Origin of the sequence: Kineosporia sp. NBRC 101731 (genome assembly GCF_030269305.1) — a bacterium.
In the GTDB taxonomy this organism is placed as follows: Bacteria; Actinomycetota; Actinomycetes; order Actinomycetales; family Kineosporiaceae; genus Kineosporia.
On the sequence record NZ_BSTC01000001.1, the window covers coordinates 1,567,276 to 1,593,615 of the forward strand.

General features: G+C 69.3%; 20 protein-coding genes. 11 read left to right on the forward strand and 9 right to left on the reverse strand.

The features are described from left to right. Positions 1–2: 2 nt before the first annotated feature. Positions 3–1,001: a methylmalonyl Co-A mutase-associated GTPase MeaB gene (gene meaB, locus QSK05_RS06935; RefSeq protein WP_285595055.1), complete on the forward strand. Its 999-nt coding sequence runs from the start codon at positions 3–5 to the stop codon at positions 999–1,001. Here meaB and QSK05_RS06940 read toward each other — a convergent pair. Further along, entirely contained in the window at positions 900–2,324 is a 1,425-nt protein-coding gene (locus tag QSK05_RS06940; RefSeq protein WP_285595057.1) for a hypothetical protein, read from the reverse strand. The two genes, meaB and QSK05_RS06940, sit on opposite strands and share 102 nt — an antisense overlap. Before the next feature lie 290 nt (positions 2,325–2,614). Between QSK05_RS06940 and QSK05_RS06945 the strand changes: the two genes are divergently transcribed. Next, on the forward strand, positions 2,615–2,968 hold the full coding sequence (locus QSK05_RS06945) for a thiamine-binding protein (RefSeq protein WP_231480880.1): 354 nt from the start codon (positions 2,615–2,617) through the stop codon (positions 2,966–2,968). A 945-nt stretch (positions 2,969–3,913) separates the two neighbouring features. Here QSK05_RS06945 and QSK05_RS06950 read toward each other — a convergent pair. Continuing rightward, complete coding sequence (locus QSK05_RS06950; protein WP_285595061.1) at positions 3,914–4,084, reverse strand: hypothetical protein; 171 nt, start codon at positions 4,082–4,084, stop codon at positions 3,914–3,916. 1,543 nt (positions 4,085–5,627) lie between these two features. Here QSK05_RS06950 and QSK05_RS06955 point away from each other — a divergent pair. From QSK05_RS06955 to QSK05_RS06970, 4 genes are all read left to right on the forward strand, one after another. After that, complete coding sequence (locus QSK05_RS06955) at positions 5,628–6,887, forward strand: hypothetical protein (RefSeq protein ID WP_285595063.1); 1,260 nt, start codon at positions 5,628–5,630, stop codon at positions 6,885–6,887. After that, positions 6,884–7,882, forward strand: coding sequence for a DUF8094 domain-containing protein (locus tag QSK05_RS06960; protein WP_285595065.1), 999 nt, complete (start codon positions 6,884–6,886; stop codon positions 7,880–7,882). The genes QSK05_RS06955 and QSK05_RS06960 overlap by 4 nt, the downstream gene beginning before the upstream one ends. Positions 7,883–7,919: 37 nt before the next feature. Further along, a complete protein-coding gene (locus tag QSK05_RS06965) occupies positions 7,920–8,891 on the forward strand; it encodes a tetratricopeptide repeat protein (RefSeq protein WP_285595066.1) in 972 nt (323 codons plus the stop codon). Between the two features lie 273 nt (positions 8,892–9,164). Continuing rightward, positions 9,165–10,373, forward strand: a complete 1,209-nt coding sequence (locus QSK05_RS06970; RefSeq protein WP_285595068.1) for a 2-dehydropantoate 2-reductase N-terminal domain-containing protein — start codon at positions 9,165–9,167, stop codon at positions 10,371–10,373. 41 nt (positions 10,374–10,414) lie between these two features. Here QSK05_RS06970 and QSK05_RS06975 read toward each other — a convergent pair whose 3' ends face one another. Both QSK05_RS06975 and glgB read right to left on the reverse strand, forming a co-directional pair. Further along, entirely contained in the window at positions 10,415–12,385 is a 1,971-nt protein-coding gene (locus tag QSK05_RS06975) for a M13 family metallopeptidase (RefSeq protein ID WP_285595071.1), read from the reverse strand. 47 nt (positions 12,386–12,432) lie between these two features. Beyond that, the gene (glgB, locus tag QSK05_RS06980) at positions 12,433–14,784 is read right to left on the reverse strand and encodes a 1,4-alpha-glucan branching protein GlgB (protein ID WP_285595073.1); all 2,352 of its coding nucleotides are present in this window, start codon (positions 14,782–14,784) and stop codon (positions 12,433–12,435) included. Positions 14,785–14,992: 208 nt separating this feature from the next. Here glgB and QSK05_RS06985 point away from each other — a divergent pair, with 208 nt between their 5' ends. After that, a complete protein-coding gene (locus QSK05_RS06985; RefSeq protein WP_285595075.1) occupies positions 14,993–15,604 on the forward strand; it encodes an arsenate reductase/protein-tyrosine-phosphatase family protein in 612 nt (203 codons plus the stop codon). Here QSK05_RS06985 and QSK05_RS06990 read toward each other — a convergent pair whose 3' ends face one another. From QSK05_RS06990 to QSK05_RS07005, 4 genes are all read right to left on the reverse strand, one after another. Beyond that, complete coding sequence (locus QSK05_RS06990; protein WP_285595077.1) at positions 15,605–15,898, reverse strand: hypothetical protein; 294 nt, start codon at positions 15,896–15,898, stop codon at positions 15,605–15,607. Between the two features lie 283 nt (positions 15,899–16,181). Then, positions 16,182–19,232, reverse strand: coding sequence for a tyrosine-protein kinase domain-containing protein (locus QSK05_RS06995; protein WP_285595079.1), 3,051 nt, complete (start codon positions 19,230–19,232; stop codon positions 16,182–16,184). Between the two features lie 153 nt (positions 19,233–19,385). After that, entirely contained in the window at positions 19,386–19,622 is a 237-nt protein-coding gene (locus tag QSK05_RS07000) for a hypothetical protein (RefSeq protein WP_285595081.1), read from the reverse strand. Positions 19,623–19,744: 122 nt separating this feature from the next. Continuing rightward, positions 19,745–20,119 carry a YkvA family protein gene (locus QSK05_RS07005; protein WP_285595083.1) on the reverse strand — a complete coding sequence of 125 codons (375 nt, stop codon included), beginning with the start codon at positions 20,117–20,119 and terminating at the stop codon, positions 19,745–19,747. A 165-nt stretch (positions 20,120–20,284) separates the two neighbouring features. Here QSK05_RS07005 and QSK05_RS07010 point away from each other — a divergent pair, with 165 nt between their 5' ends. Together QSK05_RS07010 and QSK05_RS07015 are read left to right on the forward strand one after the other, a co-directional pair. After that, positions 20,285–21,175, forward strand: coding sequence for an HNH endonuclease family protein (locus QSK05_RS07010; protein ID WP_285595085.1), 891 nt, complete (start codon positions 20,285–20,287; stop codon positions 21,173–21,175). 67 nt (positions 21,176–21,242) lie between these two features. After that, the gene (locus QSK05_RS07015; protein WP_285595087.1) at positions 21,243–22,109 is read left to right on the forward strand and encodes a siderophore-interacting protein; all 867 of its coding nucleotides are present in this window, start codon (positions 21,243–21,245) and stop codon (positions 22,107–22,109) included. A gap of 38 nt (positions 22,110–22,147) precedes the next feature. Here the strand turns inward: QSK05_RS07015 and QSK05_RS07020 are convergent, their stop codons facing one another. Further along, positions 22,148–23,800, reverse strand: coding sequence for an alpha-amylase family protein (locus QSK05_RS07020; RefSeq protein ID WP_285595089.1), 1,653 nt, complete (start codon positions 23,798–23,800; stop codon positions 22,148–22,150). 177 nt (positions 23,801–23,977) lie between these two features. Between QSK05_RS07020 and QSK05_RS07025 the strand changes: the two genes are divergently transcribed. Both QSK05_RS07025 and QSK05_RS07030 read left to right on the forward strand, forming a co-directional pair. After that, positions 23,978–24,322: a hypothetical protein gene (locus tag QSK05_RS07025; protein ID WP_285595091.1), complete on the forward strand. Its 345-nt coding sequence runs from the start codon at positions 23,978–23,980 to the stop codon at positions 24,320–24,322. Between the two features lie 399 nt (positions 24,323–24,721). Further along, positions 24,722–26,137 (forward strand): GH1 family beta-glucosidase, encoded by a 1,416-nt coding sequence (locus QSK05_RS07030; protein ID WP_285595093.1) that lies wholly within the window; start codon positions 24,722–24,724, stop codon positions 26,135–26,137. The last annotated feature ends 203 nt before the right edge of the window (positions 26,138–26,340 follow it).

Genomic DNA, 26,340 nt, shown 5'->3' on the forward strand with positions numbered 1-26,340 from the left:
CGGTGTCTTTTCCAGCAGTGGACGTCGGTGAGCTGGTTTCCGGGGCCCGTCGCCAGGAGCCCCGGGCCCTGGGGAGACTGCTCTCGCTCGTCGAGCACGAGAGTGCACTGCTGCCCGGGGTGATGGCCGCGCTCGCCCCGCACACCGGGCACGCCGTGGTGGTCGGGCTGACCGGGCCGCCGGGGGTGGGGAAGTCGACGACCACATCCGCCCTGATCTCCTGGTATCGCCAGAAGGGTTGCCGGGTAGCTGTTCTCGCGGTCGATCCGTCGTCGCCGTTCTCCGGCGGGGCCTTGCTCGGTGACCGCATCCGGATGCAGGACCACGCCGGTGACCGGGGCGTCTTCATCCGGTCGATGGCGAGTCGGGGCCATCTGGGAGGACTCTCGGTCGCGACCCCGCAGGCGGTGCGGGTGCTGGACGCGGCCGGGTTCGACGTGGTGCTGATCGAGACCGTCGGTGTGGGGCAGAGCGAGGTGGAGGTGGCGGCGCTCGCCGACACCACGGTGCTGCTGCTCGCGCCCGGTTCCGGTGACGGGGTGCAGGCGGCCAAGGCCGGGATTCTCGAGGTGGGCGACGTTTTCGTGGTGAACAAGGCCGACCGCGACGGCGCCGCCGCGACCGCTCGCGATCTGCGGCAGATGCTCGCGATGTCGGATCGCCCCTGGCGGCCCCCGGTGGTTTCGCTGGTGGCCACCACGGGTCGCGGAATGGTGGACGTGGCGCAGGCTCTCGGCGATCACCAGACCTGGCTGCGGGGGTCGGGTGAGCTGGAGAACCGGCGCCGGGCCCGGGCGGCGGCCGAGATCGAGGCTCTCGTTCTCGCCCGGGTGCGGCGCCGGATCGCCGCGCTGGGTGGACCGGTGCCCGCGGCCGATCCCTACGTCGCGGCGGACGCCTTACTGCGGCGCGTCGTCGTCGCTGTCGCGCAGGAGGATCAGGGACTGGAACGAGGCCACCGCGGTACCGACGATGCAGAGCACGAGACCCGGGCCGGGTGACCAGTGCACGGGCTGCGTGGCGAAGCTGCCCTCCGGGGTGTAACCACTGGTCAGGCCCACTACGGCGAAGATCGTGTAGCCGGAGAACCCGAGCAGCCCGAGCGTCAGAAGGCTCAGGGAGACGGCTGTGAGGAACCGGGGCAGGCGGCTCGCCAGCACCAGGCCGGTGAGCACCATGCCGTAGACGAACGACATCGCCAGCGCTGCAGGCGTTACCCGCCACTCGACGCTGACACCGAACAGTGTGGGGGTGTCGTAACCGGCGAACGGGATCACCGAGCCCAGCATCACGGCCAGGGTCGCGACCAGCGTGACCCAGTGCACGCGGCGGAACGTGCTGAACGGCCCCACGGCGAACGGACCTGACTGGCCTGTGGGCTGACCGGTCTGACCAGACTGACCGGGCCGGCCGGTGTTCCCGGGTACTGGCTGCCAGGTCGCGCCCGCCGGTTCGTGGGTGGCCGGCCGAGCTGGTCCGGATGGCCAGTGGCCGCCTGCCGGTGAGCCGGTCCCGGAGACCTGACCGAACGGCCCCGGCCGGCCCCACTGTCCGGGGCCGTTCGGTTCCGGGCCGTACTGTCCCGGGCCGTCCGTTCCGGCGGGCGGCGTGCGTGTTCCGCCGGGCTGGGCCCAGCCCGGCGCGGACGGGGCAGACAGGTTGTCGGGCCGCTGTGGGGCCCAGGTCGTGGGTGGTTCGGGATTGCTCCAGTGAATGACCGGGGCTGGTTCTTCCTGGCGGACGGGATGTGTTGTCGACGAGGTGGTCGCCGGTTCGGCCTCGTCCGTGGGCGTGGCATCGCCGGGTTCGGGACGCAGCGGCTCGTCAGCGCTGGACCTGGTGGGGCCGGAAACAGCTCCGGAGGTGCCCGGGTTGGAGGTGCCCAGGTTGGAGGTGCCCAGGTTGGAGGTGCTCAGGTCGCTGGTGCCCGGTTCGGAGGGGACACGTCCTGGTTCAGGGGGAGTCTGCTCGGTTTCTCCGGAGGCCGGTGACTGATCGGTTCGATGTGAGCCGGCCTGGTCGGAGGCTACAGAACTGGACGTGTGCAGGCTGGACCGGTCGGCGTTGTTCTGGCTCGAACTGGTCCGGGGCGGCTCGGACTGCGGGGAGGTCGGGGTTCCAGGCTGCTCGGTCGCGGTCGCGGTCGCGGTCGCGAGATCGGTCTCGGTCTCGGGTGCGGGGATCGCGGGGGAGAGGTCGTCGATCCAGAACTGCCAGCCCTCCGGGGCGGTGGGCCAGCTCGGGTCGGGGCGCCAGTCGGGGGCGGGGTCGAAGCCCTCTGGTGGCGCGGGCCATCCCGGGGCGGGATTGAAGCGAAGTGCCATCGTGATGTCTCTGCCCCTTACCGGCTGATCCGTCAGCCGCGCCGGATGATCAGCCTATCGAGGCGTCCACAGGAACTGCATGACCGCGGCACCTGATGGGCGGTGCGGACCTCCTGATCTGCACTCTCACGGCACTCGTCGTTTTTCGCCGCACTTCGTCGTCCCGGTTCTCCCGGGGGAGGTCGGAGGCCGTTCCGGATCGGCCTCCGGAGTCGACGTCTTTGCAGCTCAGGTGGCAGTTGTTATGGATGTGAAATCTTTCTTCGGCAACTGCGGCTAGGGTGGTCAACGTGTTGTTCGCGTTCTCGGTTGCCCCCAGCGGAAGTGGCGAGTCGGTCTCCGAGGCGGTGGCAGACGCGGTCGCCATCGTCCGTGCCTCTGGCCTGCCCAACCGCACCGACTCCATGTTCACCACGATCGAAGGTGAGTGGGACGAATGCATGGATGTGATCAAGCGTGCCTGCGAAGCCGTGGGTAAACATGGCAATCGCGTCTCGCTGGTGCTCAAGGCCGACATCCGGGCCGGGTACTCCGGCGAGATGACCGCCAAGCTCGAGCGTCTGGAGTCTGCTCTGGAGCAGCAGGCCAACTCTCAAGGCCAGGACGGCCCGGTCACCGGCACTCCGCCGGTGGCGACCGACTGACCCCGGAGCGCCCATGTCAGACAGCCACACCAATCCTTCCGGCCTGCCCCGGTCCGGCCGCAGGGCCGGCACGGACACCCCGTCCGAAGGCTCGGACCTCTCGGTCAGCCTGGAGCCGGGTCGCGGGACGAAGAACGGTGAGCAGCCAGGCAGGGGAGTGTCTGACCGCGATACCCCGAACCCGGTCGTCGAGAAGTCGGGCTGGGAGAGGCCGTCGGGCCCCGAAGCATCTCGTGGCCCCGGTCCCGCGGGTGCCGCGTGGCCTATGCCCGTGAACCAGCGTCGGGGAGAGGACACGGGCTCGCGGAGTCCGTCCACCTCCTCGATCGCGCTCCCGGACACGGATGCGGCCCGTCGTGCCGCCAGTTCCGCCTCCCCGCAGCCCGGCGCGGAATGGGCCCGGCCGGCGACACCCGGTGCTGCTCCGCGGCGCACAGAGCCGCCCGCTGAAGGCGCACCGACGGAAAACGCCGGTGGTCAGAACACCCCCGGCGTTGCTGCGCGGGAAAGCGCCACCGGCACGGGCGCCGTTGCGAGCGCGGCCGGTGGAGACTCCTCAGGTGCGAGCACCGTTGGCCAGGATGTAGTTTCGGGTGCCGCTGCGCCCGGCGCGGTGAGCCCGAAGGTCCCTCCGGCCGCGGATACGGCCGCGCGGGCTGCCGGGGCAAGGGGCACGGACACCGGCAGTGCTTCAGACGCCACGGCCCCCGATGGCACCGCTGCTGCCGCGGGTGCCGCCGGGCTGCGTAACTCGGCCAAGGGTTCGGCTGTCAGTGCGATACGGAGTCTGGGCCCCCGGAAGGGATTGTCGTCGTGGCTCAAGGGACGGCAGTCCACCAGTGACGACGCCCCACCTTCCCAGGTCGGCCCGGCGGCCGATCCGGGGTCGCCGGTCTCCCGGTCCGGTGTCGATCAGACGTCGGTCCAGCCTGACGCCGCGGTTCATCAGCCGGAAGCGGGGACGCAATGGCCGGCGTCCCGGCCGTCCGGTGGCGAAGGCACCCAGGCCAGTTCGGCCAGGCCGGCCACTTCGGCGGGTTCAGTCAGTTCGGCGGGTTCAGTCAGTTCGGCGGGCTCGGTCAGTTCGGCGGGCTCGGCCAGTTCGGCCGGTTCCACCTGGCCTCGCCCGGACCGTCAGGTCTCCCGACCCGGCCCGGCGACACAGCAAGCGCCCCCGACCGGGGCGATCGTGCTCCCGGACACCGATGCCGCCCGCTCCGCCGCTAAGAACACGACCAGGACCGCCGATCCCACCGCATCAGGTGACCCGGCTGGTCCGGCCACAACTGGCCTGTCGGCTGGTCCGGCCACAACTGGCCTGTCGGCTGGGACTGCCATGTCCTCCGGATCGGCTACTTCTGCCGGATCAACCCCGTCGGGCCGTTCTGCCGGAAGCACGTCGCCTGCCGCATCGGTTGCCGGGCCGGTTGCACCGGCTGAGTCCGATGCGGTGGCTACACCGCCTGCTAGGTCGGTCGTGCCGACCGCGCCTGTCGTGACGGGCGGGGGCGGCGCCACAGCGGGAAGGGCGGCCACCCCTGATGCGTCCACCTCACCCGCTGAGCGTGTGGAGACCGCCCTACCTGCTGAGCATATGAGGACCGCACTACCCGCCGAGCGGGCGGGGACCGCCCTACCTGCCTGGCGTTCTGCGCGGACCAGCAGGACAGTGACTGCTGGCCCTGTCGCACCGCCCGCGGCGCCGGATTCCTCTGCCGGGACGGAGCGGTCTGCCCTGTCGGGTGCGCCCAATTCCCCGGCCGCGCCGGCTGGGGCCGCCGTATCAGGGGTGCACATCGCAGCTGCTACCTCTGCTGAGCGGGCGGTGTCGGCCGTGAGCGCTGCGCCCGCTGATTCCGTCCCGCCAGCAGCTAGGCCCACCGCGTTGGCCGGAAGCTCTATCCCCAACCGGAGCGGTGTATCTGACCGGAGCGGTGCACCTGCTGGAGCGGGCGCGCCTGCTCGGGTCGATGCACCCGCTGGAACCGATGGATCTGGCACGCCGGTGACGTCCGGCAGGACCACCGACTCCGCCAGGCCGGTCGTGCTTCCGGAATCTGCCACGCCGGTGACGTCCACAGCATCGGCTGCGTCGACTACGTCCACCGGGTCCGCCCCGTCAACGACACCCACCACACCGCCCGCACCGGCTGGATCAGCGGAAACCACAGCGTCGGCCACACTCACGGCGTCGGCCACACCCACGGCGTCGGCCACACCCGCACCCACGGCCACGACTACGGCGTCGGTCATGACCACGGCGTCGCCCACGCCCACCGGTCGGGCGGTGCCGACCGCAAGCTCGGTACCCGCTGGTCGGGTCACACCACCTGCTGGGCCCGCAGCACCAGCTGCACCGGTCGGGATCGCCACGTCGGCTGCGCCCGACACACCGACTGCCGCCGGTGGGTCTGTACCGTCGCCCGGATCGGCCCCGTCGCCCGGATCAGTCCCGTCGGCCGGGACCGCCCCGCGCCCGGTGTCTACCGAGCACGTCGGGTGGGCGACGTCTGGTAGTCCTGCGAAATCACTTGCTGCGCCAGTGGTTTCGCCCACAGGTCCTGCTGTGTCACCGGCGGTGCCCACCGTACCGACCGGGCGTGCGATGCCTTCTGATCCGGCTGATCCGGCTGATTGGGCTGGGTCGACTGCGCGTGCCGTGCCCACCGCACCGGACGGGCGTCCGCCGTCCGCCGCGCCATCCGTGACGTCCGCCGGGCCGGCCACAACGGCCGGTTCTGCGACGTCGCAGACTGGTTCCACGACGTCGCAGACCAGGTCCGACGTCGAACCGGCCGCGCTCAACCCGCCTTCCGGCCCCACCAGACCGGCCGCACCGCCCACCGGGCAGTTCGCCTCGCGGCGTGAGCGGAAGCTCTATGAGACCGGTGCCATCAGCATGCCGACCGGTGCGGTTCGGCGTCCGGCGACCGACGTCGTCGGCCCGGCAGCCACCGCTCGGCTGAACCCGACTCCTGGCTCGACCACCGAAAAAGCTCCTGGCTCGACCACCGAAAAAGCTGCCAGATCGGGCCTGGCCGCACGGATGGGCCTTGCCGTCGGGGCCGGCGCCGCTGCCGGAACCGGCACGCCGGGCACTGCTCCGGACACTGCTCCAGACACTGCGCCGGGCGGAGTTCCCTCCGTCACACCCCAGGCGACGTCCGCTCAGGACACGAATGCCACCCCGGCCGGAACGAAAGCCGGGAAAGGCCTCTCGCGGCGCCGGGCCAAGACGGTCGAGAACGGCGGGACGGCGAGCGGTTCCTCGTCCACAGTTCCCGAAAGGGCCCGCGGCTCACTGGTGTTGCGGGTGATGGCGGCCCTCGTAGCGCTGGCCGGAGTTGCCCTGCTGGTGGTGGGCACGATGAAGGCGACGGTCTGGGCCCCTTCCGACACCGTCACGGCCACGCTCGGTGCGCACTCGCAGAAGTTCGTGACCAGCGAGATCGGTTCCCTGGCGCTGGGTGGTCCCCGGCTGGAGATCACGGTCTCCGGCGCGGGCAGCAATCCGGTGTTCGTCGGCATCGGTCGCGCCGGGGACGTGGACGCGTACCTGGCCGACGCCGCGAACGACCGGATCACCGGGCTCGACCAGGACACGTCCACGCTGATCACCCGGGTCGAGGGCAGTGAAACGGGAGAGATCCCGGATCCCGCGGCCGTCGACGTCTGGTCGGTGAGTTCGCTCGGGCAGGGCACGGCGAGCGTGACCTGGCCCGACCCGGCCTCCGGGCAGTGGCGTCTGGTCATCGCGACCGACGGCACCGAGGTGGCGCCGCAGAACGTCACGCTGACCTGGACGGGCGCCCAGATCTCGAACCCGGCCCCGACATACATCGCGACCGGCGTCGCGCTGCTGGTGGTCGGGGTGGTCATCTCGGTGATGCTCCGCCTCCGTGATCGGAGGAGAGCATGAACCCGCCGTTCTCCAGGCGCGCCGCCTTCGGTCTGCTGCTCACTCCCCTGGTGGTGGCGGGCTGTGGAGAAGACGCGATCACGGTCGTCGCGCCGCAGGCCGACGCCCAGGCGTACCCGGTGGTCGAGTCCGGCCAGGCCCGCTCGATCCTCGACGCGGTGGACAAGGCCGTGAGCGCGGGCGTCAGCTCGAAGGACACGACCGAGACCGCCGACGCCCGCCTGCTCGGGCCCTATCTGGAGCTCCGCCTGGCCGAGGCCAAGGTGGCGGCCGAGCGCAAGAAGAAGGCCGGCACGCCCGACGAGGTCACCCGCGAGGCACTGATCGTGCCGCGAACGACCGCCTGGCCCCGGTTCTTCCTGGCGGTGGGCCGCAGTCGGCAAACCTCCACCTACCTGGTGCGGGTCCTGCGGTCGGACTCGGCCCGCGACCCGTACGGCCTCTGGGCCGAGACCATGATGCTGCCCGGCGCCAGCCTGCCGGGGACCGCGACGGACGCCTCGATGCTGACCCAGGACGTGGACGGTCTGCTGCTCGCGCCGAAGGAAGCGATCGAGGGGTTCGCGGGTTACCTGAACGGCAAGGGCAAGGGGAAGGGCGCCGAGAACTTCCGCCGCAGCGAGTACAGCGACCAGCTGCTGCAGCGGCTGGAGGCTGACGAGAAGGCTCTGAAGGAGGTGGCGACGGTGAGCAGCAAGCACGTCGCCGTCGACGAGAACCCTCTCGCCATGCGCACGGACGACGGCGGGGCCCTGGTGATCGGCAGGCTCCGCCAGACCTACACGGTGAAGGTGAAATCCGGGTCGGGCAAGGTGAAGGTCAAGGACGCCGACCTCGCCGCGCTTGCCGGGAGCAAGGACGCGCTGCAGTTCAGCAAGTCCTTCACCCGTACCGCTGTGGAGGTCGTGGTGCTGCACGTCCCGGCCCAGGACTCGAAGGAACGAGTCCGTGTCGTCGCCGCCGAGAAGGGCGACGTCAAGGCCGAGGTGAAGTAGTGACTCAAATATCGGGGCACGGAGAAAGGAACCCTCGATGACGAACCAGCCGGGTATGCGAGCCGGAAGGCCTTCGCTCAACCTGCGCGGTGCGGTGGATCTGGGAGCGCTGGCCTCACGGCCGGCGGCTTCCTCGGGCGCCGGTAACAGTGGTGCCCCGGGCAGTCCGGCGGGAACGCCGGGCGCCTTCGTCATCGATGCGAGCGATGCATCGTTCGCGACCGAGGTCATCCAGCTGTCGCAGACCGTTCCGGTGGTGCTCGACTTCTGGGCAGCCTGGTCCGATCAGGGCCGGCAGCTGTCCCAGGTGCTGGAGTCCCTGGTCACGGAGCTCGCCGGCCGGGTGTTGCTGGCCCGGGTCGATGTGGACGCCAACCCGCAGTTGGTGCAGGCGTTCCAGGTGCAGTCGATCCCCAGCGTCTTCGCGGTGATCAAGGGCCAGCCGGTTCCGCTGTTCCAGGGCGCCCAGCCGGAGGCCCAGGTGCGTGCGGTGTTCGACGAACTGCTGCGCGTGGCCGAGGCCAACGGTGTCACCGGGCGGCTGTCGGCGGGCGAGACCGAGGGCGCCGAGGAGGCCGAGCCGGAGGAGGAACCTCTGCCTCCGCTGCATCAGGCCGCCTACGACGCGATCGAGAAGGACGACCTGGACGGCGCCGTCACCGCCTACGAGCAGGCTCTGCGGGAGAACCCGGCCGACGACCTGGCCAAGGTGGGCCTGGCGCAGGTCCAGCTGATGAAGCGCACCAACGGCGTGGACCTCAACGAGGCCCGTCAGACCGCGGCCCAGAACCCGGCCGACCCCGACGCACAGATCGTGGTCGCCGACCTGGACGTGCTGGGCGGCCACATTGAGGACGCGTTCGCGCGCCTGATCGACACGGTGCGGGTCACGGTCGGGGACGACCGCGACAAGGTACGCGCGCACCTGGTCGAGTTGTTCGAGGTGGTCGGCAAGGAAGACCCGCGCGTGGGCAAGGCCCGCATCGCGCTGGCCAACGCGCTGTTCTAGGACAGGCCCTAGCGACATCAGGGACGGCGTCGGACCCGGAAACCGGGACCGGCGCCGTTCTTGCTGTCGGTTGGACCCTCCAGGAAGAAAGTTGGGCTACCGAGCGCCCCTCCGTTTGCCGGATTCTGGCGGATGTCGCGCCTGCCGCGCGTCGGTCGGCAGCGCGGAGGGGTTGAATGACGCCGTGCCGTGACTCTTTGTTATCGGCCGATGACTTTAGGTACTCGTCGTCGTCATGCTCGCGGGCCCTTGGGCCCGGCCTGGAGGAGAACCATGTCGCGCGTCTTCATCGTGGGTGCCGGAACGGTGGGCACGGCCACCGGCCGGGCCCTGGGGCATGCCGGGCATCGAGTGACCTTCGTGGACATCGATCCGCGGCGTGTGGCGATACTGGTGAACGAGGGCCTCGATGCCCGTCGGGATCTCTACCTGGCCGGGGAGCCGGAGTCGTTCGTCTTTCTCTGCACGCCCACCCGGATCGTGACGGGCCGGCACCACCTGGCCGACGTGGCGGCCGGTGCCGAGAGCATCGGGCGGGCCCTGGCCCGGGCCGACAGCTCCCACACCGTCGTGGTGCGCTCCACCGTGCCGCCGGGCACCACCCAGGACCTCGTGCGTCCTCTGGTCGAACTGCACTCGGGCCGCCGGCAGGGCGCCGGGTTCCAGATCGCCGCGAGCCCGCACTTCGATTCCCGGACCAGTGCCTCGCGGTCCGGGCGCCACCCGGGTGACACCGTTCGCCCGCCGATGACGGTGATCGGCGCCGACAGCGAGCGCGTTCTCGCCTCGGTGCGCGACCTGCTCGGCACCCTGGCGCCCGGGGGAGGGCAGCTCCGCCTGCTCGACGACCCGGCCGAGGCCGAGATGATCAAGTGTGTGCACAGCCTGTTCAACGCCACGAAAATCAGTTTCTGGAACGAGATCTGGCGGGTCTGCGACCGGCTGGGTCTGGACCCGGACGACGTCGCGAGTGCCGTGGCCACCTCGGCCGAGGGATCGCTCAACCCGGAGTACGGCATCTGGGGCGGTGCCCCGTTCAAGGGGAAGCAGTTGCCCGGCGACACCCAGGGGTTCCTGGGCTTCGCCGAGGAGATCGGGCTGCCGATGCCGCTCCTGTCCGCGGTGGTGGGCGTGAACTCCGGCTTCGAGCAGCGTCTGGACGCCGAGATGGAGGCGCTCAGCATGCTGGCCAGCGGGCCCTACTACTACGCGCCGGACGACGGGCAGCCGGACGACTCCGAGCCCGAGTACTACGACCAGGTTCCTTGCCGGATGGCGGATCTCGCTCCGCCGATCGAGACTGCGCCGGTGCTGGACGGGAAACCGGAGGTGGACGAGACCCCACCGCCGCAGGCCCGGCCCGACCTGGACCGGCGCAGTGAGCTGGCCGGTGGTGAGGTGCAGGTCGACCCGAGCGCGAACCATCCCTCGCGCCGCCGCGCCGGCCGCCGGCCCTGGATCCCGCGGCAGCTCGGGCGATGAGAAAAGGCCCGGCCACACAGTGGCCGGGCCTTTTCAGAGCATCACCAGATGTGCACGCGCTTGTCCTCGTCCAGCCAGAGCCCGTCGCCGTCCTTCACCTCGAACGCCGTGTGGAACTCGTCGATGTTGGCCACGACCGCGTTGCAGCGGAACTCCTCGGGGGAGTGCGGGTCCAGCGAGAGGCGGCGGATCACCTCGGTGTCGCGGCCCTTGCTACGCCAGCCCTGCGCCCAGGAGATGAAGAAGCGCTGCGGGCCGGTGAGACCGTCCAGCGCGGGCGCCTCCTGTCCGTCGAGGGCGATGCGGTAGGCCTTGTGCGCGATCGAAAGACCGCCCAGGTCACCGATGTTCTCGCCGACCGTGAGTGCGCCGTTGACGTGGTGGCCCGGCGTCTGGGCGGGCTCCAGGGCGTCGTACTGCGCGATCAGGGCCTTGGTGCGCTTCTCGAACTCGGTGCGGTCGGCGTCGGTCCACCAGTCGTTCAGGTTGCCCGAGCCGTCGTACTTCGAGCCCTGGTCGTCGAAACCGTGGCCGATCTCGTGCCCGATGACCGCGCCGATCGCTCCGTAGTTGGCAGCGTCGTCGGCCTCCGCGTCGAAGAACGGCGGCTGCAGGATCGCGGCCGGGAACACGATCTCGTTCATCAGCGGGTTGTAGTACGCGTTCACCGTCTGCGGGGTCATGAACCACTCGTCGCGGTCGACCGGCTTGCCGAGTTTCTCGATCTCCCGGGCGATCTCGTAGTCACCGGCGCGACGCACGTTACCCACCAGGTCACCGGCGCGGATCTCCAGCGACGAGTAGTCACGCCACGCGTCGGGGTAGCCGATCTTCGGCGTGAACGAGTCCAGCTTCTCCAGGGCGCGGCCCCGGGTCTCCTCGCTCATCCAGTCGAGCTTCACGATGCTCTGCCGGTAGGCCTCGACCAGGTTGGCGACCAGCTCGACCATGCGGGCCTTGGCGGTGGGGGAGAAGTGCTCGTCCACGTAGAGCTTGCCCACGGCCTCGCCGAGCGCGGACTCGACCATCGAGACCCCGCGCTTCCACCGCTCCCGCAGCTGCGTGGCACCGGTGAGGGTCTTGCCGTAGAAGGAGAAGTTCTCCTCGACCAGCTCGGCGTTCAGCAGCGTGGCCGAGCCGTGCAGCGTGCGCCAGGTCAGCCAGGTCTTCCAGTCGGCGATCGGGAGCTCGCTGAAGGCCTTGCCGAGCGCGGTGAAGAAGCTGGGCTGGCGCACCACGACCTCGGCGAAGGCACTCTGCGGCACCTTCAGCGCGTCGATCCAGGCGGTCCAGTCGAACTCGGGGATGAGTGCTTCCAGCGCGGCGCGGTCGACCTTGTTGTAGGTCTTCGTGGCGTCGCGGTTGGTGACCCGATCCCAGTGCGAGCTCGCCAGGCGGGTCTCCAGCGCCAGGATGCGCCGGGCGGCGTCGGCCGCACCGTCTTCGTTCGTGATGCCGGCCTGGGTGAACATGCGGGCGACGTGACCGAGGAACTCGGTGCGGATCTCGGCGAACTTCTCGTCGCGGTAGTACGACTCGTCGGGCAGGCTGAGCCCACCCTGGGAGAGATACATGACGTAGCGGTCGGAGGCCATCGCGTCGTTGTTGACGAAGTAGCCGAAGGGACTGCCGCTGCCCGAACGCTCCAGCACACCGAAGGCGTGGATCAGCCCGGCGAGGTTGGTGACCTCTTCCACCAGGGCCAGATCGGTCGCGATCGGTGCGATGCCGAGGCGCTCGATGGCTTCCTCGTCCATGAAGCTGGCGTAGAGGTCTCCGACCTTCTGCGCCTCGCTGCCGGGCTCGGCCGTGCCGGTGCTGGCGGCAGCGCTCTCCACGATCACCCGTAACTGGGCCTCGGCCTCGTCCCGCAACCGGTGGAAGGTGCCGTACACCGACTTGTCCGGAGGGATCTCGGCTGTGTCCAGCCACGTCCCGTTCACGTGCCGGAACAGGTCGTCCTGCGGCCTGATCGAGGGGCTCAGCTGATCGATTTCGATACCGGACCTCATGGTCCGAGCCTAACCAGCTACCCCTCGATCAGGACAGGATCAGATGTTCAGCCCTCCGCCGAATCCGGCGGGGAATCGGGCTGGAAACCCGGACCGCTCTCGTGGTGCACCTCGTGGGCCTGCCCGGACGCGCCCCATCCGGTCTCCGGCGCCGACTCCGGCACCAGCCAGACGGCACCCAGGGGCGGCACGCGCAGCGTGACGGACGACGGCTGACCGTGCCACGGCACCGGCACGGAATCGACCGAGCCCAGGTTGCCCACACCGGAACCGCCGTACTGTTCGGCGTCGGTGTTGAGCACCTCCAGCCAGCGGCCTCCGTTCGGCACACCGAGGTGGTAGACCTCCTGCGGCTGGGCAGAGAAGTTGACCACGGCCACCAGCGGGTTGCCGGCCGCATCCCGGCGAATGAACGAGAACGTGTTGTGCTGCGTGTCGTTCGCGTCGATCCACTGGAACCCGGCGGGGTCGCTGTCGGCCTGCCAGAGCTCGGGCCGGTCCTGGTAGACCCGGTTCAGGTCACGCACCAGCTGCTGCAGCCCGGCGTGCCAGGGCGCATCTTCCAGCCACCAGTCCAGGCTGCGCTCCTCGGACCACTCGCGATCCATGCCCAGTTCCTGGCCCATGAACAGCAACTGCTTGCCCGGGTGCGACCACATGAAGGCCAGGTAGGCGCGCACGTTGGCGAGCTGCTGCCAGCGGTCGCCGGGCATCTTGCCCAGCAGCGAGCCCTTACCGTGCACGACCTCGTCGTGGCTGATCGGCAGCACGAAATGCTCGCTGTACGCGTACATCAGCGAGAACGTCATCTGGTGGTGGTGGTACTGCCGGTGGATCGGGTCTTTCTGCACGTAACCCAGGGAGTCGTGCATCCAGCCCATGTTCCACTTGTGGCCGAAGCCCAGACCGCCCAGGTGCGTGGGTCGCGTGACGCCCGGCCACGCGGTGCTCTCCTCGGCGATCATCATGACCCCCGGGTGCCGCTTGTAGGCGGTGGCGTTGACCTCCTGCAGGAAGGCCACCGCCTCGAGGTTCTCCCGGCCGCCGTACTTGTTCGGCGTCCACTCCCCGGACTCGCGGGAGTAGTCCAGGTAGAGCATCGAGGCCACGGCGTCGACCCGCAGGCCGTCGATGTGGAACTCCTCCAGCCAGTACAGGGCGTTCGCGACCAGGAAGTTGCGCACCTCGGTCCGGCCGAAGTCGAAGATCAGCGTGCCCCATTCGGGGTGCTCACCGCGGTGCGGGTCGCCGTGCTCGTAGAGCGGCACACCGTCGAACTTCGCCAGCGCGAACTCGTCCTTGGGGAAGTGCGCGGGCACCCAGTCGACAATCACGCCGATCCCGGCCGCGTGCAGCTGGTCGACCAGGTACCGGAACTCGTCCGGGCTGCCGAACCGCGAGGTGGGGGCGTAGTAACCGGTGACCTGGTAGCCCCAGGAGCCGCCGAAGGGGTGCTCGGCCACCGGCAGGAACTCGACGTGGGTGAAACCCATGTCCTTGACGTAACCGACGAGCTGGTCGGCCAGGTCGACGTAGGACAGACCCTGCCGCCACGAGCCCAGGTGCACCTCGTAGGTGCTCATCGGCCGGTTCAGTGCCTCGTGGCCGGCGCGCTCGGCGAGCCAGGCGCTGTCCTGCCACTCGTAGGACGACTCGGTGATGACCGAGGCCGTCAGCGGCGGGACCTCGGTGGCGAAGGCCATCGGGTCGGCCTTCTGACGCCACTGACCGTCGCGGGCCAGGATCTCGTACTTGTACCGGCTGCCCACGCCGATGCCCGGCACGAACAGCTCCCAGATACCGGAGCCACCGAGACTGCGCATCGCGTGATTGCGCCCGTCCCAGCCGTTCGCGTCGGACACCACGCGCACGGCCTGGGCATTGGGCGCCCACACCGCGAACGACGTGCCCTCGACGTCACCGATCAGGCCGGGGAAACGCCGGGGGTGGGCACCCAGTGCACGCCACAGTTCCTCGTGCCGGCCCTCGGCGATCAGGTGCAGGTCGATCTCGCCCAGGCTCGGCAGGAAGCGGTACGGGTCGTCGAGCAGCAGCTCGTCACCCTCGTACCGGACGGCGATGCGATAATCGCCGACGGTCGCGCGGTCGAGCACCGCCACCCAGATCCCGTCCTGCTCGTGGGCCAGGGGGTGCCGTTCGCCGTCATCCGTGACGACCGCGACCTCGGTCGCGAGGGGGCGCAGCGTGCGCACCGTGACCCGGCCACTGTAGGGATGGGCCCCGAGCACCGAGTGCGGGTTGTAGTAGGCCCCGGCGGCAACCTTCGCCAGCACGTCCGAGTCAACGGGTTTCACCGTCGACGTCACCACGATGTCTGTGCTCGAAAGCGCGGCGGTGCTCGCTTCGAGGGGGCTCTGCGAAGTCGGAGACTGTGCCATGTCGGGAAGTCTGGCACGCATCGGGCGAGGCGGCATGATGCCGCGCCACCCCCTCCGGGCGGCTGAGGGCGTTCTCGGCATGCGAATAGCCTACTTGGAGTAATCTCTTGATTACCCTGCGCCTCAAGGCCGTGGTCAGGGCTTTGAGAGACTGCCGGGTAACGATTCGGACCGGTGGCCACGGCACGGCAAGCGAAAGGTGTGGTTCATGGGCCCGCGGGTGTTGTTGGTGTGTACCGCCAACATCTGCCGATCGCCCGGGGCTGAGGGGCTTCTGGCCGGCCGGCTCGGTGGCGAGGTCGACTTCTTCAGCCGGGGCACGCGATCAGTGGCCGGGGCGGGGGGTTGCGAATACTCCACGGAGTGGGTGCGCGATCACTCAGGGCTGGTGCGCCATCACACTTCCCGTCCGCTGGAGGTGGCCGACATCCGGGCCTCCACCATGATTCTCACCGCCACCCAGGCCCAGCGCGGCCGCGTCATCGAGATGCGGCCCTCGGCCCAGGTGCGCACCTTCACCCTGCTGCACGCTGCTCGCACCGCACAGTGGCTGGCTTCCGTCGGTCGTACCCCGCCGCCCGGCGCCGATCTGGCGCACCGCGTGCTGTGGCTGGTCGAGGAGCTCGACGCGAACCGGGGGGCGGCGCCGCGCGGTATCGAGGACGACGACGAGCTGGCCGACCCGCACCGCGGCGGTCGGCATGCCCAGGTGTTCAGCCGTCTGCAGGCAGCCGTCGACGACCTCTGTGCCCCTCTGCTCTTCCGCGGACCGGTGCTGCGGCGAGACCGGGCCCGCTTGCGGCAGAAGGCTTCTGGCTGATCAGAGAGTGCCCTCACAGGTCGGGCACAGCTCGCGGATGGTCATGATCGGGCCGGAGCGGCGCCAGTCGTTCCACTCGTCGGTGTAGACAGTGCCCGAGCCCTTGCAGGTCGTGCAGTCGTCGAGCCCGGCCTGTTCCTGCTCGTCGTCGCGGCGGTTGCGCAGCAGCAGGGCCAGGCCCGCCGCGAGCAGCAGGGACGGTAGCCAGAGCATGTCGTAGTCGCCCAGAAGAAGATTCCCGGCGTACAGGCCGGAGGCGCCAATGGCCAGCAGGGCCCCGAATACGGCGTTCACGTCGCTCCTTCCGGGGATTCCGGTCGGCGTTCGCGGTCACCTCGCGCCCAGCCACAGACCGACGCGCTCATCAGCGAGCCGGATGCAACCAGAGCGTAAAGCTCCGCCTGTCGCGAGTCATCCTAGGGGTGGCAAACGCGGCGTGGAAGGGCGAATCGGGATTGGCGCGCAACGCCTCTCAGGGGTGCCTCAGACGACCTGGTCCGGTGGCCCGTTCTCCGGGGATGAAAAATCGCGGTGCGGCACCGAGTGCCACACCGCGATCTCCCTGCTTCTGCCGGGCTCAGATGGAGCGTCGCGACCGGTGGTGCCGGGGAACGCCCGTGGGCAGGTGCGGCATCACCGACTGCGGCGGGATGAGCAGTTCCCGCTCGTCCTCGAGCAGGTCCAGGTCCGGCGCCGAGAGGTCCACCGTCAGCGGCGGGATCTCCTGGAACAGGTCTGCCTCCGGCTGCTGGTGATCCTGCGGGTCACCGACGGGCGGGGTCGGCTCTCCCATGAAGGACGCCCTGGTCACCCCACCCGGGTCGCTCACCCCGGGCACGTGGTGGCGGCCGTCGAGGTGCTCGTACCCCGACGGGGTGTCCTGGATGTAGCCACCGGCCCGTAGATACCCGTAACCGTTGGAGGGCTCGGCCCAGGCCGCATCGTCCGGCCGCTCCGACAGATTCCGGGACGCCGGGCGGTGAACGCTCGGGGGGTGGTGAGCTGCCCGGTTGTCCCAGGTGGCCCGCGAGTCCGGAGCGCTCTGTGGGTTGCGGCCGGTCTGGTGGTTCGGGGCGTCCTGGAGTTTCTGGTCCGGTGGGAGGTTGTGGTTGGCCCGGGGGTCCCCGGTGGGACGGGCGGATGGGGTGGTCGGTCGCTCGGGGCCGTCGAACCAGGCCCGGGTGTACGCCGGCGGGGGCCCCGGTGGTTCGACAGGATGCTCCGATCCCGTTTCTTCGTCAGGGGTTTCGGGCCGTGAGCCCTGGGTGGGAATGCCGCTGAGCGGGGTGCCCATCCGCAGGCCCGAGGGTGAGGTCTCCGGGGCGGGCCCGGACGTGTTCTGGGGTCCCGGATCCGGGGGGAGAGGATGCAGGCGCAGTTCCTGAGGTACCTCGGTGGCCGGATGATGCTCGACCGTGAGCCGGTTCACCTCCAGCCCGTCCACGCGGCGGGGAGTATCGGGCGGCGCGTCACGCACCGTACGTGAGACCTCGACGCCGTCGGCGCGGGAGATCACGGTGAGGCTGTCGCTCCGAGGAGTGGTGACGATCGGCAGCGGACCGGTGGATGACAACCCTCCGAACACCGAGATGCTCCCCGTCGCAGGGCCTTCCGGTGGATGGGACGCAGAGGAATCGGCGATCGGGGCCCAGCCGTCCGACGGGCTCGGAGCCCATCCCATGTCGGCGGTGGCCCACGAGGGCGGCGGGACTTCGGCGGGACGATCCTCCGGGACTCGGCGTCCCGCGGGCGAACCGGAGCCTGTCGGCGCGAAAGAGTCGCCGGGGGAAGAAGATGTTCCCGGCGACAGTGTCGCGGCCGGCCCGGCGGAGCCGGTCGCATACCCGGAACCAGCTGACCTCGAACCGGCCACCGGACCCACGCCACCGGACATCCCCGTGGCGACCTGCGTCCCCCGGGAGGAGGTGCCCCCCGGAGCTCCGCTGTCGGAGATTCCATGACCCGGCATCGGACCGCCTGCAGGACCTCCCGTACCACCACGCGCGGCGGGCCGCTTCTGGTGACCGGTCTCGGGCCAGGGGTTCTGGCCGACCTGGCCGACCTGGCCGACCCGCCCGGCCTGGTCGGACGCCTCGGCCTGGCTCAGGTCGAGGGGTTCCAGCAGACGCGGTCCCTCGTTCTCGAAGGGTTCCAGGGGGAGCGGCGAGACCGGGAGCGTGATCTCGGTGGCCTTCTTCCGGCCGCGACGGCCGCGCTTCTCCGCCTTCTCCTCGGCGGCCCGGGTGACGACCGTTGATGCGGCCGGGGTCTGCCCGTATCCGTAACCGTAGCCGTCGTAACCGTTGCCCTTCCCGCGCGGGGCGAAGTTCAGCACCGTGCCGAGCATCTTGGCGCTGACCGACTCCAGCGACTTCAGCGCCCGCACCGTCTCTTCACGGCGACTGCGGCCGTGACGGACCACCAGGATCGCGCCGTCCGCGGCGGTGGAGATGAGGGCCGCGTCGGTGACGGGAAGCAGGGGCGGCGCGTCGATGATCACCACGTCGTAGTGCTCGGCCAGCGTGTCGAGCAGGTGACGCATCTGCTGGGAACCGAGCAGTTCCGAGGGGTTCGGGGGAGTGGGGCCGGACGGCAGCACGGCGAGCAGGTCGCGCTCGTACCCGACCACCACGTCGCGCAGGTCGTGCTGCCCGGCGAGCACGTTGGTGAGCCCGGCCCCGTTGCTGATGCCCAGGTACTTGCCGACGGCGGGCTTGCGCAGGTCACCCTCGACCAGCACCACCCGGGCGCCACTCTGGGCCAGGATCAGGGCGATGTTGCAGGCCGTGGTGGTCTTGCCCTCGTCCGGCAGGGCGGACGTGATGGCGATGACCCGCGGGGGGCTGTCCACATCGGCGAACTGCAGGTTGGTGCGCAGCGTGCGGAAGGCCTCGGCCCGGCCGCCGAACGCGTCGGCGGTGACCAGCGGATGCTTCGGCGCGGAGGCATCGAACGGCACCACCCCGAGCGGCACCGAACCGGTGAGCTGCTCGAGGTCGGAGCTACCCCGCACGGTGGTGTTGAGTTGGTCGCGCAGCACGGCGGCACCGATGCCGAGGCCGAGGCCGAGCAGCAGGCCGAGCGCGATGTTCAGCGGCACCCGCGGCGAGACCGGTGCTGTCGGTGCGACCGGCGGACGGGTGACGGTCAGCATCACCGAGGGTTCCGCGGTCGGCTTGCCGGCCATTTCCAGGTCGCGCACGACGTCTTGCAGCTGGGTGGTCACCGCCCGGCCGATGGCCGCGGCCCGGTCGGGGTCCGGGTCGGACACGCTGATGTCGATCAGCACCGTGTCGAGCTTCGGGCTGGCGTCGATCTTTCCGGCCAGTTCACCGGGGGTGTACGGCAGGCGCAGTTGTTTCACCACCGGCTCGGTGACGGCGCTGCTGGTCACCATGCTCGCGTACGACTTCACCCGTTGCTGGCTGAAGGTACTGCTCTCGGAGAGAGAGCTGAGCGAAGAGTTCTTGCCCGGGTTCTGGGCAGAGACGAACACCTGGGTCTGTGCCTGGTAGATGGGCGTCTGCCGGCTCGTGTACGCGGTGGCGGCGGCCACGCCGAGCACCGCCATGATCAGAACGATCAGCCAGTGCTGCCGGAGCACTCGCAGGTACTGGGTCAGTGTCACCGAATGTGCCGCCTTGTCATTGCACTCCTCCACCGGCCTGAGTGCCCTACCGTACCCATATCTGGCTACAGATTGGGGTTGAACGATCGCTCTGGGTCATGTGCGCCGGGAGCGGTCAAGGAAATTCGGGGAGTTGCACCTGATTGGGCGGGTCTACCGAACGGTCAGGGGGAGGTCGCGGCCCGATCGGGCCACCTCGTCGCACCAGCTGAGCACGTGGGAGACGATCTCGTCGTCCAGGGAGCGGCGCCCGGCCTCGACCTCGCACATGACGTGATGGCGAAGGGCCTTGGCGTCCCGCCGGCGCCGGGCCGCCCGACTGAGCTGCCCGGCGGCCAGGTGGCCGGCGGCGAGCAGGGCGACGAATCCGGACAGAATGAGCTCCTCCATGACCACAGAGCGTACTTGCTTGATCACGGCATGTCAGACGCTTGGTCGCATGCGCCGTAATTGCTCACGTTCTGCCAGGTCAGGAGGGAATGCGGTGCAGTGGGCGTGCAGCGGGCCGAGGTTTAGCGAGGCGAATCGTGGTCGCGGCCCGGCCGGTTGCGTGGGTAGCTGCGGGCGGTGTCACGTAGGGCGATGCCTGCGGCCTTGCCCATCGGCATGTTTGTGCGCCGGGCCTTGATCAGGTGGAAGACGTAGAACGCGACGATCGTGAGCACCCCGGCGTCGTCAACCATGCCGAACGGTCCGAGTACGGCCTCGGGGGCCGCGTCGATCGGGCTGATCAGGTAGGCGAACGACCCGACCATCGCCGCGATGCCGCGCAGCGGCAGGCGGTAGCGGTAGATCACGTAGAGCCCGGCCACCAGCAGGGCCACTGCCACCAGCAGCAGCACCACGACGAAAGCCACCACGACCGTGACGGTGGTGTTGTCACCCATTGCGTGCCCCTCTCCCTCGTTGATCCCATTGTCGAGCAGATCGACGCGTCTGCATCATCCAGATGACGGACGATACGTTCGAGACGTGGGCGAGCGGTGTGTTCCGGGCGAGGATACGGTTCTGGAGTGAAAATTGGTCGTTCTGGAGCAGCCCTCCTCGCCCTGATGCTGTCCTTCGGTCTCGCCGGGTGCGAGGTCACCAACGACATCGGTGGATCGACCGTGTCGGGTTCGGACTCCTCCGACGGCGCCACGAGTGACGACAACAGCGGCCAGAAGGCCACGAAGGTGCTGGCCACACTCTCGGTGAAGGGCCGGGCCGCGGGTACCGGCTACGACCGCGACGCGTTCGGCAGCGCCTGGAAGGACGTCGACAAGAACGGCTGCGACACCCGTAACGACATTCTCGAGCGGGACCTGAGCGGCGAGAAGTTCCGCTCGGGCACCAAGGACTGCATCGTGGTCAGCGGCACGCTGAAGGACCGGTACACCGGCAGGACGATCAAGTTCAGCAAGGAGGACGCCTCCGCGGTGCAGATCGATCATGTCGTCGCGCTGGAGAACGCCTGGGTCACCGGCGCCTTCCAGTGGACCGAGGAGAAGCGCACCGAGCTCGCCAACGACCCGCTGAACCTGCTGGCCGCCGACGGCCCGACCAACTCGTCCAAGGGCTCGGGCGACGCCGCCACCTGGCTGCCGGCGAACAAGTCGTTCCGCTGCGACTACGTGGCCCGGCAGATCGCGGTGAAGGCGAAGTACGGCAACTGGGTGACCAAGGCCGAGAAGAAGGCCATGAGCGGTGTGCTCGAGAGCTGCCCCGACGAGCGGGTGCCCACCTCGAAGTCCAGCACCCAGGCCGACTCGAAGGAGTCCGCCGCCACGTCGTCCGGGGGCGGGGACAAGAACTCGGACTCCGGCAGTGACAATGGTGACGAGGAGACACCGGGCGCGTTCTGCTCCGACGAGGGAGCGAAGGCCAAGGACTCCGACGGCGACACCCTGACCTGCAGTATCAAGGGCGACGACGACCGGGCCCGGTGGCGTACCGCCGCCTGACGTCCCCGGTGCCGCACCGCCTTCCCCTGTAGGTTAGGCATACCTCACTTTGGAAGGTGGTAGACGCATGTCCGTCTCTCCCCGCGCAGAAGGCGCTCGCGACGGCCGTGGGCGGGTCGGTGGCCGCGGCGAAGGACGCGGCGGCGCGACCCTGGTGCTCACGGTCGCCAGGACCGAGCAGCTCAGCCCGACCATGGTCCGCGTCGTCCTGACGGGCGACGACCTGGCGCAGTTCACGATGAACGAGTTCAGCGACGCCTACGTGAAGCTGATCTATCCACGAGCGGGCATCGAGTACGACCGCCCGATCGACATGAAGGCGATCCGCACCCAGCTCCCGCAATCGCAGTGGCCGCAGAACCGCACGTACACGGTGCGGCGCTGGGACGAGCAGGCTCGCGAACTGACCATCGACTTCGTCGTGCACGGGGACGAGGGCCTGGCCGGCCCCTGGGCCCGCGACGCGAAGCCGGGTGACGAGATCTGGCTGGCCGGTCCGGGCGGGGGCTACCGGCCCGAGCCGGGCGCCGACTGGCATCTCCTGGTCGGCGACGAGAGCGCCCTGCCCGCCATCGCGGCCTCGCTCGAGGCGATGCCCGGCGACGCGAAGGGCATCGTGCTCCTGGAGATCCACGACCCGGCCTCGGAGCTCAAGCTCACCGCCCCGGCCGGGATCGAGGTCCGGTGGCTGCTCGACACCGAGCGCCCGGCCGGCACGGTGCTCGTCGAGGCCGTCACCGCGCTGGAGTTCCCGGCCGGCACCGTGCACGCCTTTGTGCACGGTGAGGCCGCGGCGGTGCGTGACCTGCGCCGGTTCCTCAAGCGCGAGCGTGGGGTGAAGCAGTCACAGCTCTCGATCTCGGGTTACTGGCGGATCGGCGCCAACGACGAGGAATGGCGCGCGGTCAAGAGCGACTTCCAGAACGCGCCCTGAGGCACCGTTCGCAGGACTGCTGCAGGACCACCGCAGGGTTACCGCAGGCGGCGGGTGGTCGGCGTGATCACCCGCAGCCAGCAGTATCCGTACCGCCCCAGGTCCACCTCGCCCTTGATCTCCTCGTCACGGGGGCTGAGCAGATCGATGGCAGTGCTCCCGTCCTCCAGCTCCAGCGGCACGGTCACCGGGTCGGGACCGAAGTTGTGCATGGCGATGAGGACGGCGTCCTCCCAGGTCGACCTGTGCACGAAGACCTGCGGGCTCGGCTGCGGCAGGACCTCGAAGTCACCCCAGCCCAGTTCCGGGCTGCTGCGGTAGCGCGTGATCAGCAGCCGCACGAAGTTCAGCAGTGAGTCCGGATCGGCCCGCTGCGCCTGAACATTGACGTTCTGCGGCCCGAACTCCCCGGTCACCAGCGGCGCCGGGAACTTCCCGGTGTCGTCGTTGCGGGAGAAGCCGGCCCCCGGCTCGCTCGTCCACTGCATCGGCGTGCGCACGGCGGTGCGGTCGCCGATCTCCAGGTTCTCACCCATGCCGATCTCCTCGCCGTAGAAGAGCACCGGGGTGCCCGGCAGCGAGAAGAGCAGGCTGTAGACCATGCGGATGCGGTCGGCGTCGCCGTCGAGCATCGGGGGCAGCCGGCGGATCAGACCGCGGCCGTACACCTGCATACGCTCCTCCGGCCCGAAGGCATCGAACACCTCCTGCCGCTCCTCGTCGGAGAGCTTGTCCAGCGTCAGCTCGTCGTGGTTGCGCACGAAGGTGCCCCACTGGCACTCGCGGGGGATCTGCGGCCGCTGCTCGAGCGCCCGCTGCAGCGGCTCGGCGTTGCGCCGGGCCAGCGCCAGGTACATGTTCTGCATCGTGATGAAGTCGAACTGCAGCGTGAGTTCGCCCCCCTCGGAACCGCCGAAGAACTCCAGCTGCTGCTCGAAGGGCACGTTCACCTCACCGAGCAGGATCGCGTCGCCCGAGCGCCGGTTGATGAACGCCCGCAGGTCGCGCACCACCTCGTGCGGGTCGGGCAGGGCGGTGGGGGACTCGCCGATGGTGTCGATGAAGAACGGCACCGCGTCGACCCGGAACCCGCTGACGCCCAGGGCCAGCCAGAACCCGACGATGCGCGCGATCTCGTCCCGCACGGCGGGGTTCGTCACGTTCAGGTCGGGCTGGTACTTGTAGAAGTGGTGCAGGTAGTACTGCCCGGTCTTCTCGTCCAGCGCCCAGACGCTGTTCTCCTGATCGGGGAACACCGGCTCGGGCTGCTGGCCCGCCGGCGGCTCGTCGACCCACACGTACCAGTCCCGGTAGGGCGATTCCTTGCTCTCCCGGGAGGCGACGAACCACGGGTGCTGGTCCGAGGTGTGGTTCACCACCAGGTCGACGATCACCCGCATCCCCCGGTCGTGGGCCGTCCGGATCGCCTCGACCAGGTCGCCGTGGGTGCCCAGGCGCGGGTCCACCCCGTAGAAGTCGGTGATGTCGTAGCCGTCGTCACGATCCGGGCTCGGGTAGAAGGGCATGAGCCAGAGGCAGGTCACGCCGAGCTCGGACAGGTAGTCGATGCGCTGGGCGAGCCCGGCCAGGTCGCCGGTCCCGTCGTCGTTCCAGTCCATGAATGTCTCGACATCGAGGCAATAGACCACCGCTGTTTTCCACCACATGTCCGCTGTGTCAGTGATCCGCATGAAAGCGATCTATCACTTATGGGCAACCTTCGCGCTTTCACAACCAGGTCTCCAGCGAAACCCGAGCGCCGGGCGTAGGGTTGAGTTGCGGTCAATGGAGATGCGCGGGACCAGATTTACCTTCGTGTTCTCCGGCCAGGCCGTGACGACAGAGAAGGAGATGGGGGTCAACCCGCGATGGACCCGACACAGTTGGTCGACGAGGCACTGCGCCGTTTCACCGTCCTGCAGATTGCCGCGAACTCCGGTGATGCGACCGGGGCCGCGCAGCCGGGCGCCGATGCTCTCGCAGTTGTCTTCCAGCACCTCGCCAAGCTTGACGGCTGGGCCAAGGTGGCCATCGACCGCCTGGTCGCAGACCCCGAGAATGTCCGGGCTGCAGCCGATCTCAAGCTGAGCCTGGATCAGGCGGCTCGTCTGCACCCGCAGTTCATGCGCACCCTCTCCGAGGTCTGTGCGGGAACGGGAGTGGCCCCCGCGGCGCTCTCCCCGCACGTCCGGGCGCCGGGGCCGACAGCCTAGGAACCGGCGTGAGTGCATCGGAAGGACTGTCCGGGCAGATATCTGTCCGGACAGCCTTTTGTGCCCCGAAAACCGAAGTGCATTTCACGGGAGGCCGTTGTCCGCGCGTTTCCTGTGAATGATGATGCGCTTTAGTGGTGGCCCGTGAACGCTGAGTGATCTTTCGGCAAAGGTGTCCGGACAGACGGCGCACAGGGCCGATCGGGTTGATTTCCGCGCCGGGTGCATCCGGCGTTCTTCGGTCCGGATGATGGACGTCCACGAGGGTTCGGGAGGTCTCCCGAAGATCGGGGAACGGTGGTTCCGTAGCTGGCCTCCAGGACGCATGCTGGGGTGCACGCCCGGCCTGGTATGCCGGGTTTCGCACTCGCGGCAGAGTCCTCGACCCGATGGAGAGACATGGACACCACGCTGACCCAGCCCAGTTCCGGTACGGCCCTGAGCCTGCCGGCCGGATTCCGCTGGGGCGTCGCCACAGCCGCTTACCAGATCGAGGGAGCGGCGGCGGAGGACGGCAGGACGCCGTCGATCTGGGACACCTACTCGCACACCCCGGGCCAGGTGCACGGCGACGACAACGGCGACGTGGCGTGCGACCACTATCACCGGATGCCCGACGACGTGGCGCTGATCAAAGGGCTGGGGGTGGACACCTACAGGTTCTCCATCTCCTGGCCGCGGGTGCAGCCGGGCGGCAGCGGGAGGCTGAACCCGAAGGGCGTCGACTTCTACTCGCGGCTGGTGGACGAGCTGCTGGCCAACGACGTCGACCCGTGGGTCACGCTGTACCACTGGGACCTGCCCCAGGAGCTCGAGGACGCGGGCGGCTGGCCCGCCCGCGACACCGCCCACCGGTTCGCGGACTACGCGGCGCTGATGTTCGACCAGCTGAGTGACCGGGTGACCAACTGGACCACGCTCAACGAGCCGTGGTGCTCGGCCATGCTCGGTTACGCCTACGGGCACCAGGCACCTGGCCATCGGGACTTCCCCGCGGGTATCCGGGCCGTGCACCACCTGCTGCTCGGGCACGGTCTGGCGACGCAGCGGATGCGTGAGGCGGCTACCGGGCTCGACCGCCCGGTGCACCTGGGCATCACGCTCAACCTCGGTCCGGCGCACCCGGCCACCGACACCGACGAGGACCGCGAGGCCGCCCGCCGCGCCGACGGCCTGAACAACCGGCTCTACCTCGACCCCCTGCTCAAGGGGGCCTATCCGGCCGACGTGATGGACGATGTGGCTCTGCGGCAGGCCGAGCTGCCGGTGCAGGAGGGCGACCTGGAGATCATCTCGACGCCGATCGACGTGCTCGGGGTGAACTACTACACCGGCTGGCTGATCTCCCACCTGGACGAGGACGGCTCGAGCGTGGACTCCGACGGGGCCCTGGTGGCGCGATCCGTGGGCCGGGGCCGCCCGGCGACCGCGATGGGCTGGGAGATCGTGCCCGAGGTCTTCACCGAGCTGCTCCTGCGCCTGTCCCGGGAGTACCCGGGCGTGCCGCTGTTCATCACCGAGAACGGCGCGGCCTTCGACGACGTCGTCGCCGCGGACGGGTCGGTGCCCGACCCGGAACGTCAGGCCTACCTGGAGTCGCACATCCACGCGGTGCAGGATGCGGTGGTCCGGGGAGCGGACGTGCGGGGCTACTTCGTCTGGTCGCTCCTGGACAACTTCGAGTGGTCGTACGGGTACGACAAGCGCTTCGGCATCGTCCGGGTCGACTACAAGACCCAGGAGCGCACCCTGAAAGACAGTGCCCACTGGCTGCGCGGTCAGATCCGGGTCTGGCGGGAGTCGGTCGCCGGGTAGTTCGTCGTCAAGAGCGCAAATGGTGGACGCCGTGGGCACCCAAGGAGGCCGACGGCGTCCACCATTTTTTGATTGGTTTCCGAGTAAAATGCCAAAGGTTATGCTGGAAAGTAATTTTCACCTGTCCGCTTGTCCGGACACCCGGTGTGAGGGCTAGGTCACACCGCAAAAGAGGTAACACTCTCGTCGAAGTGACCGTTAAT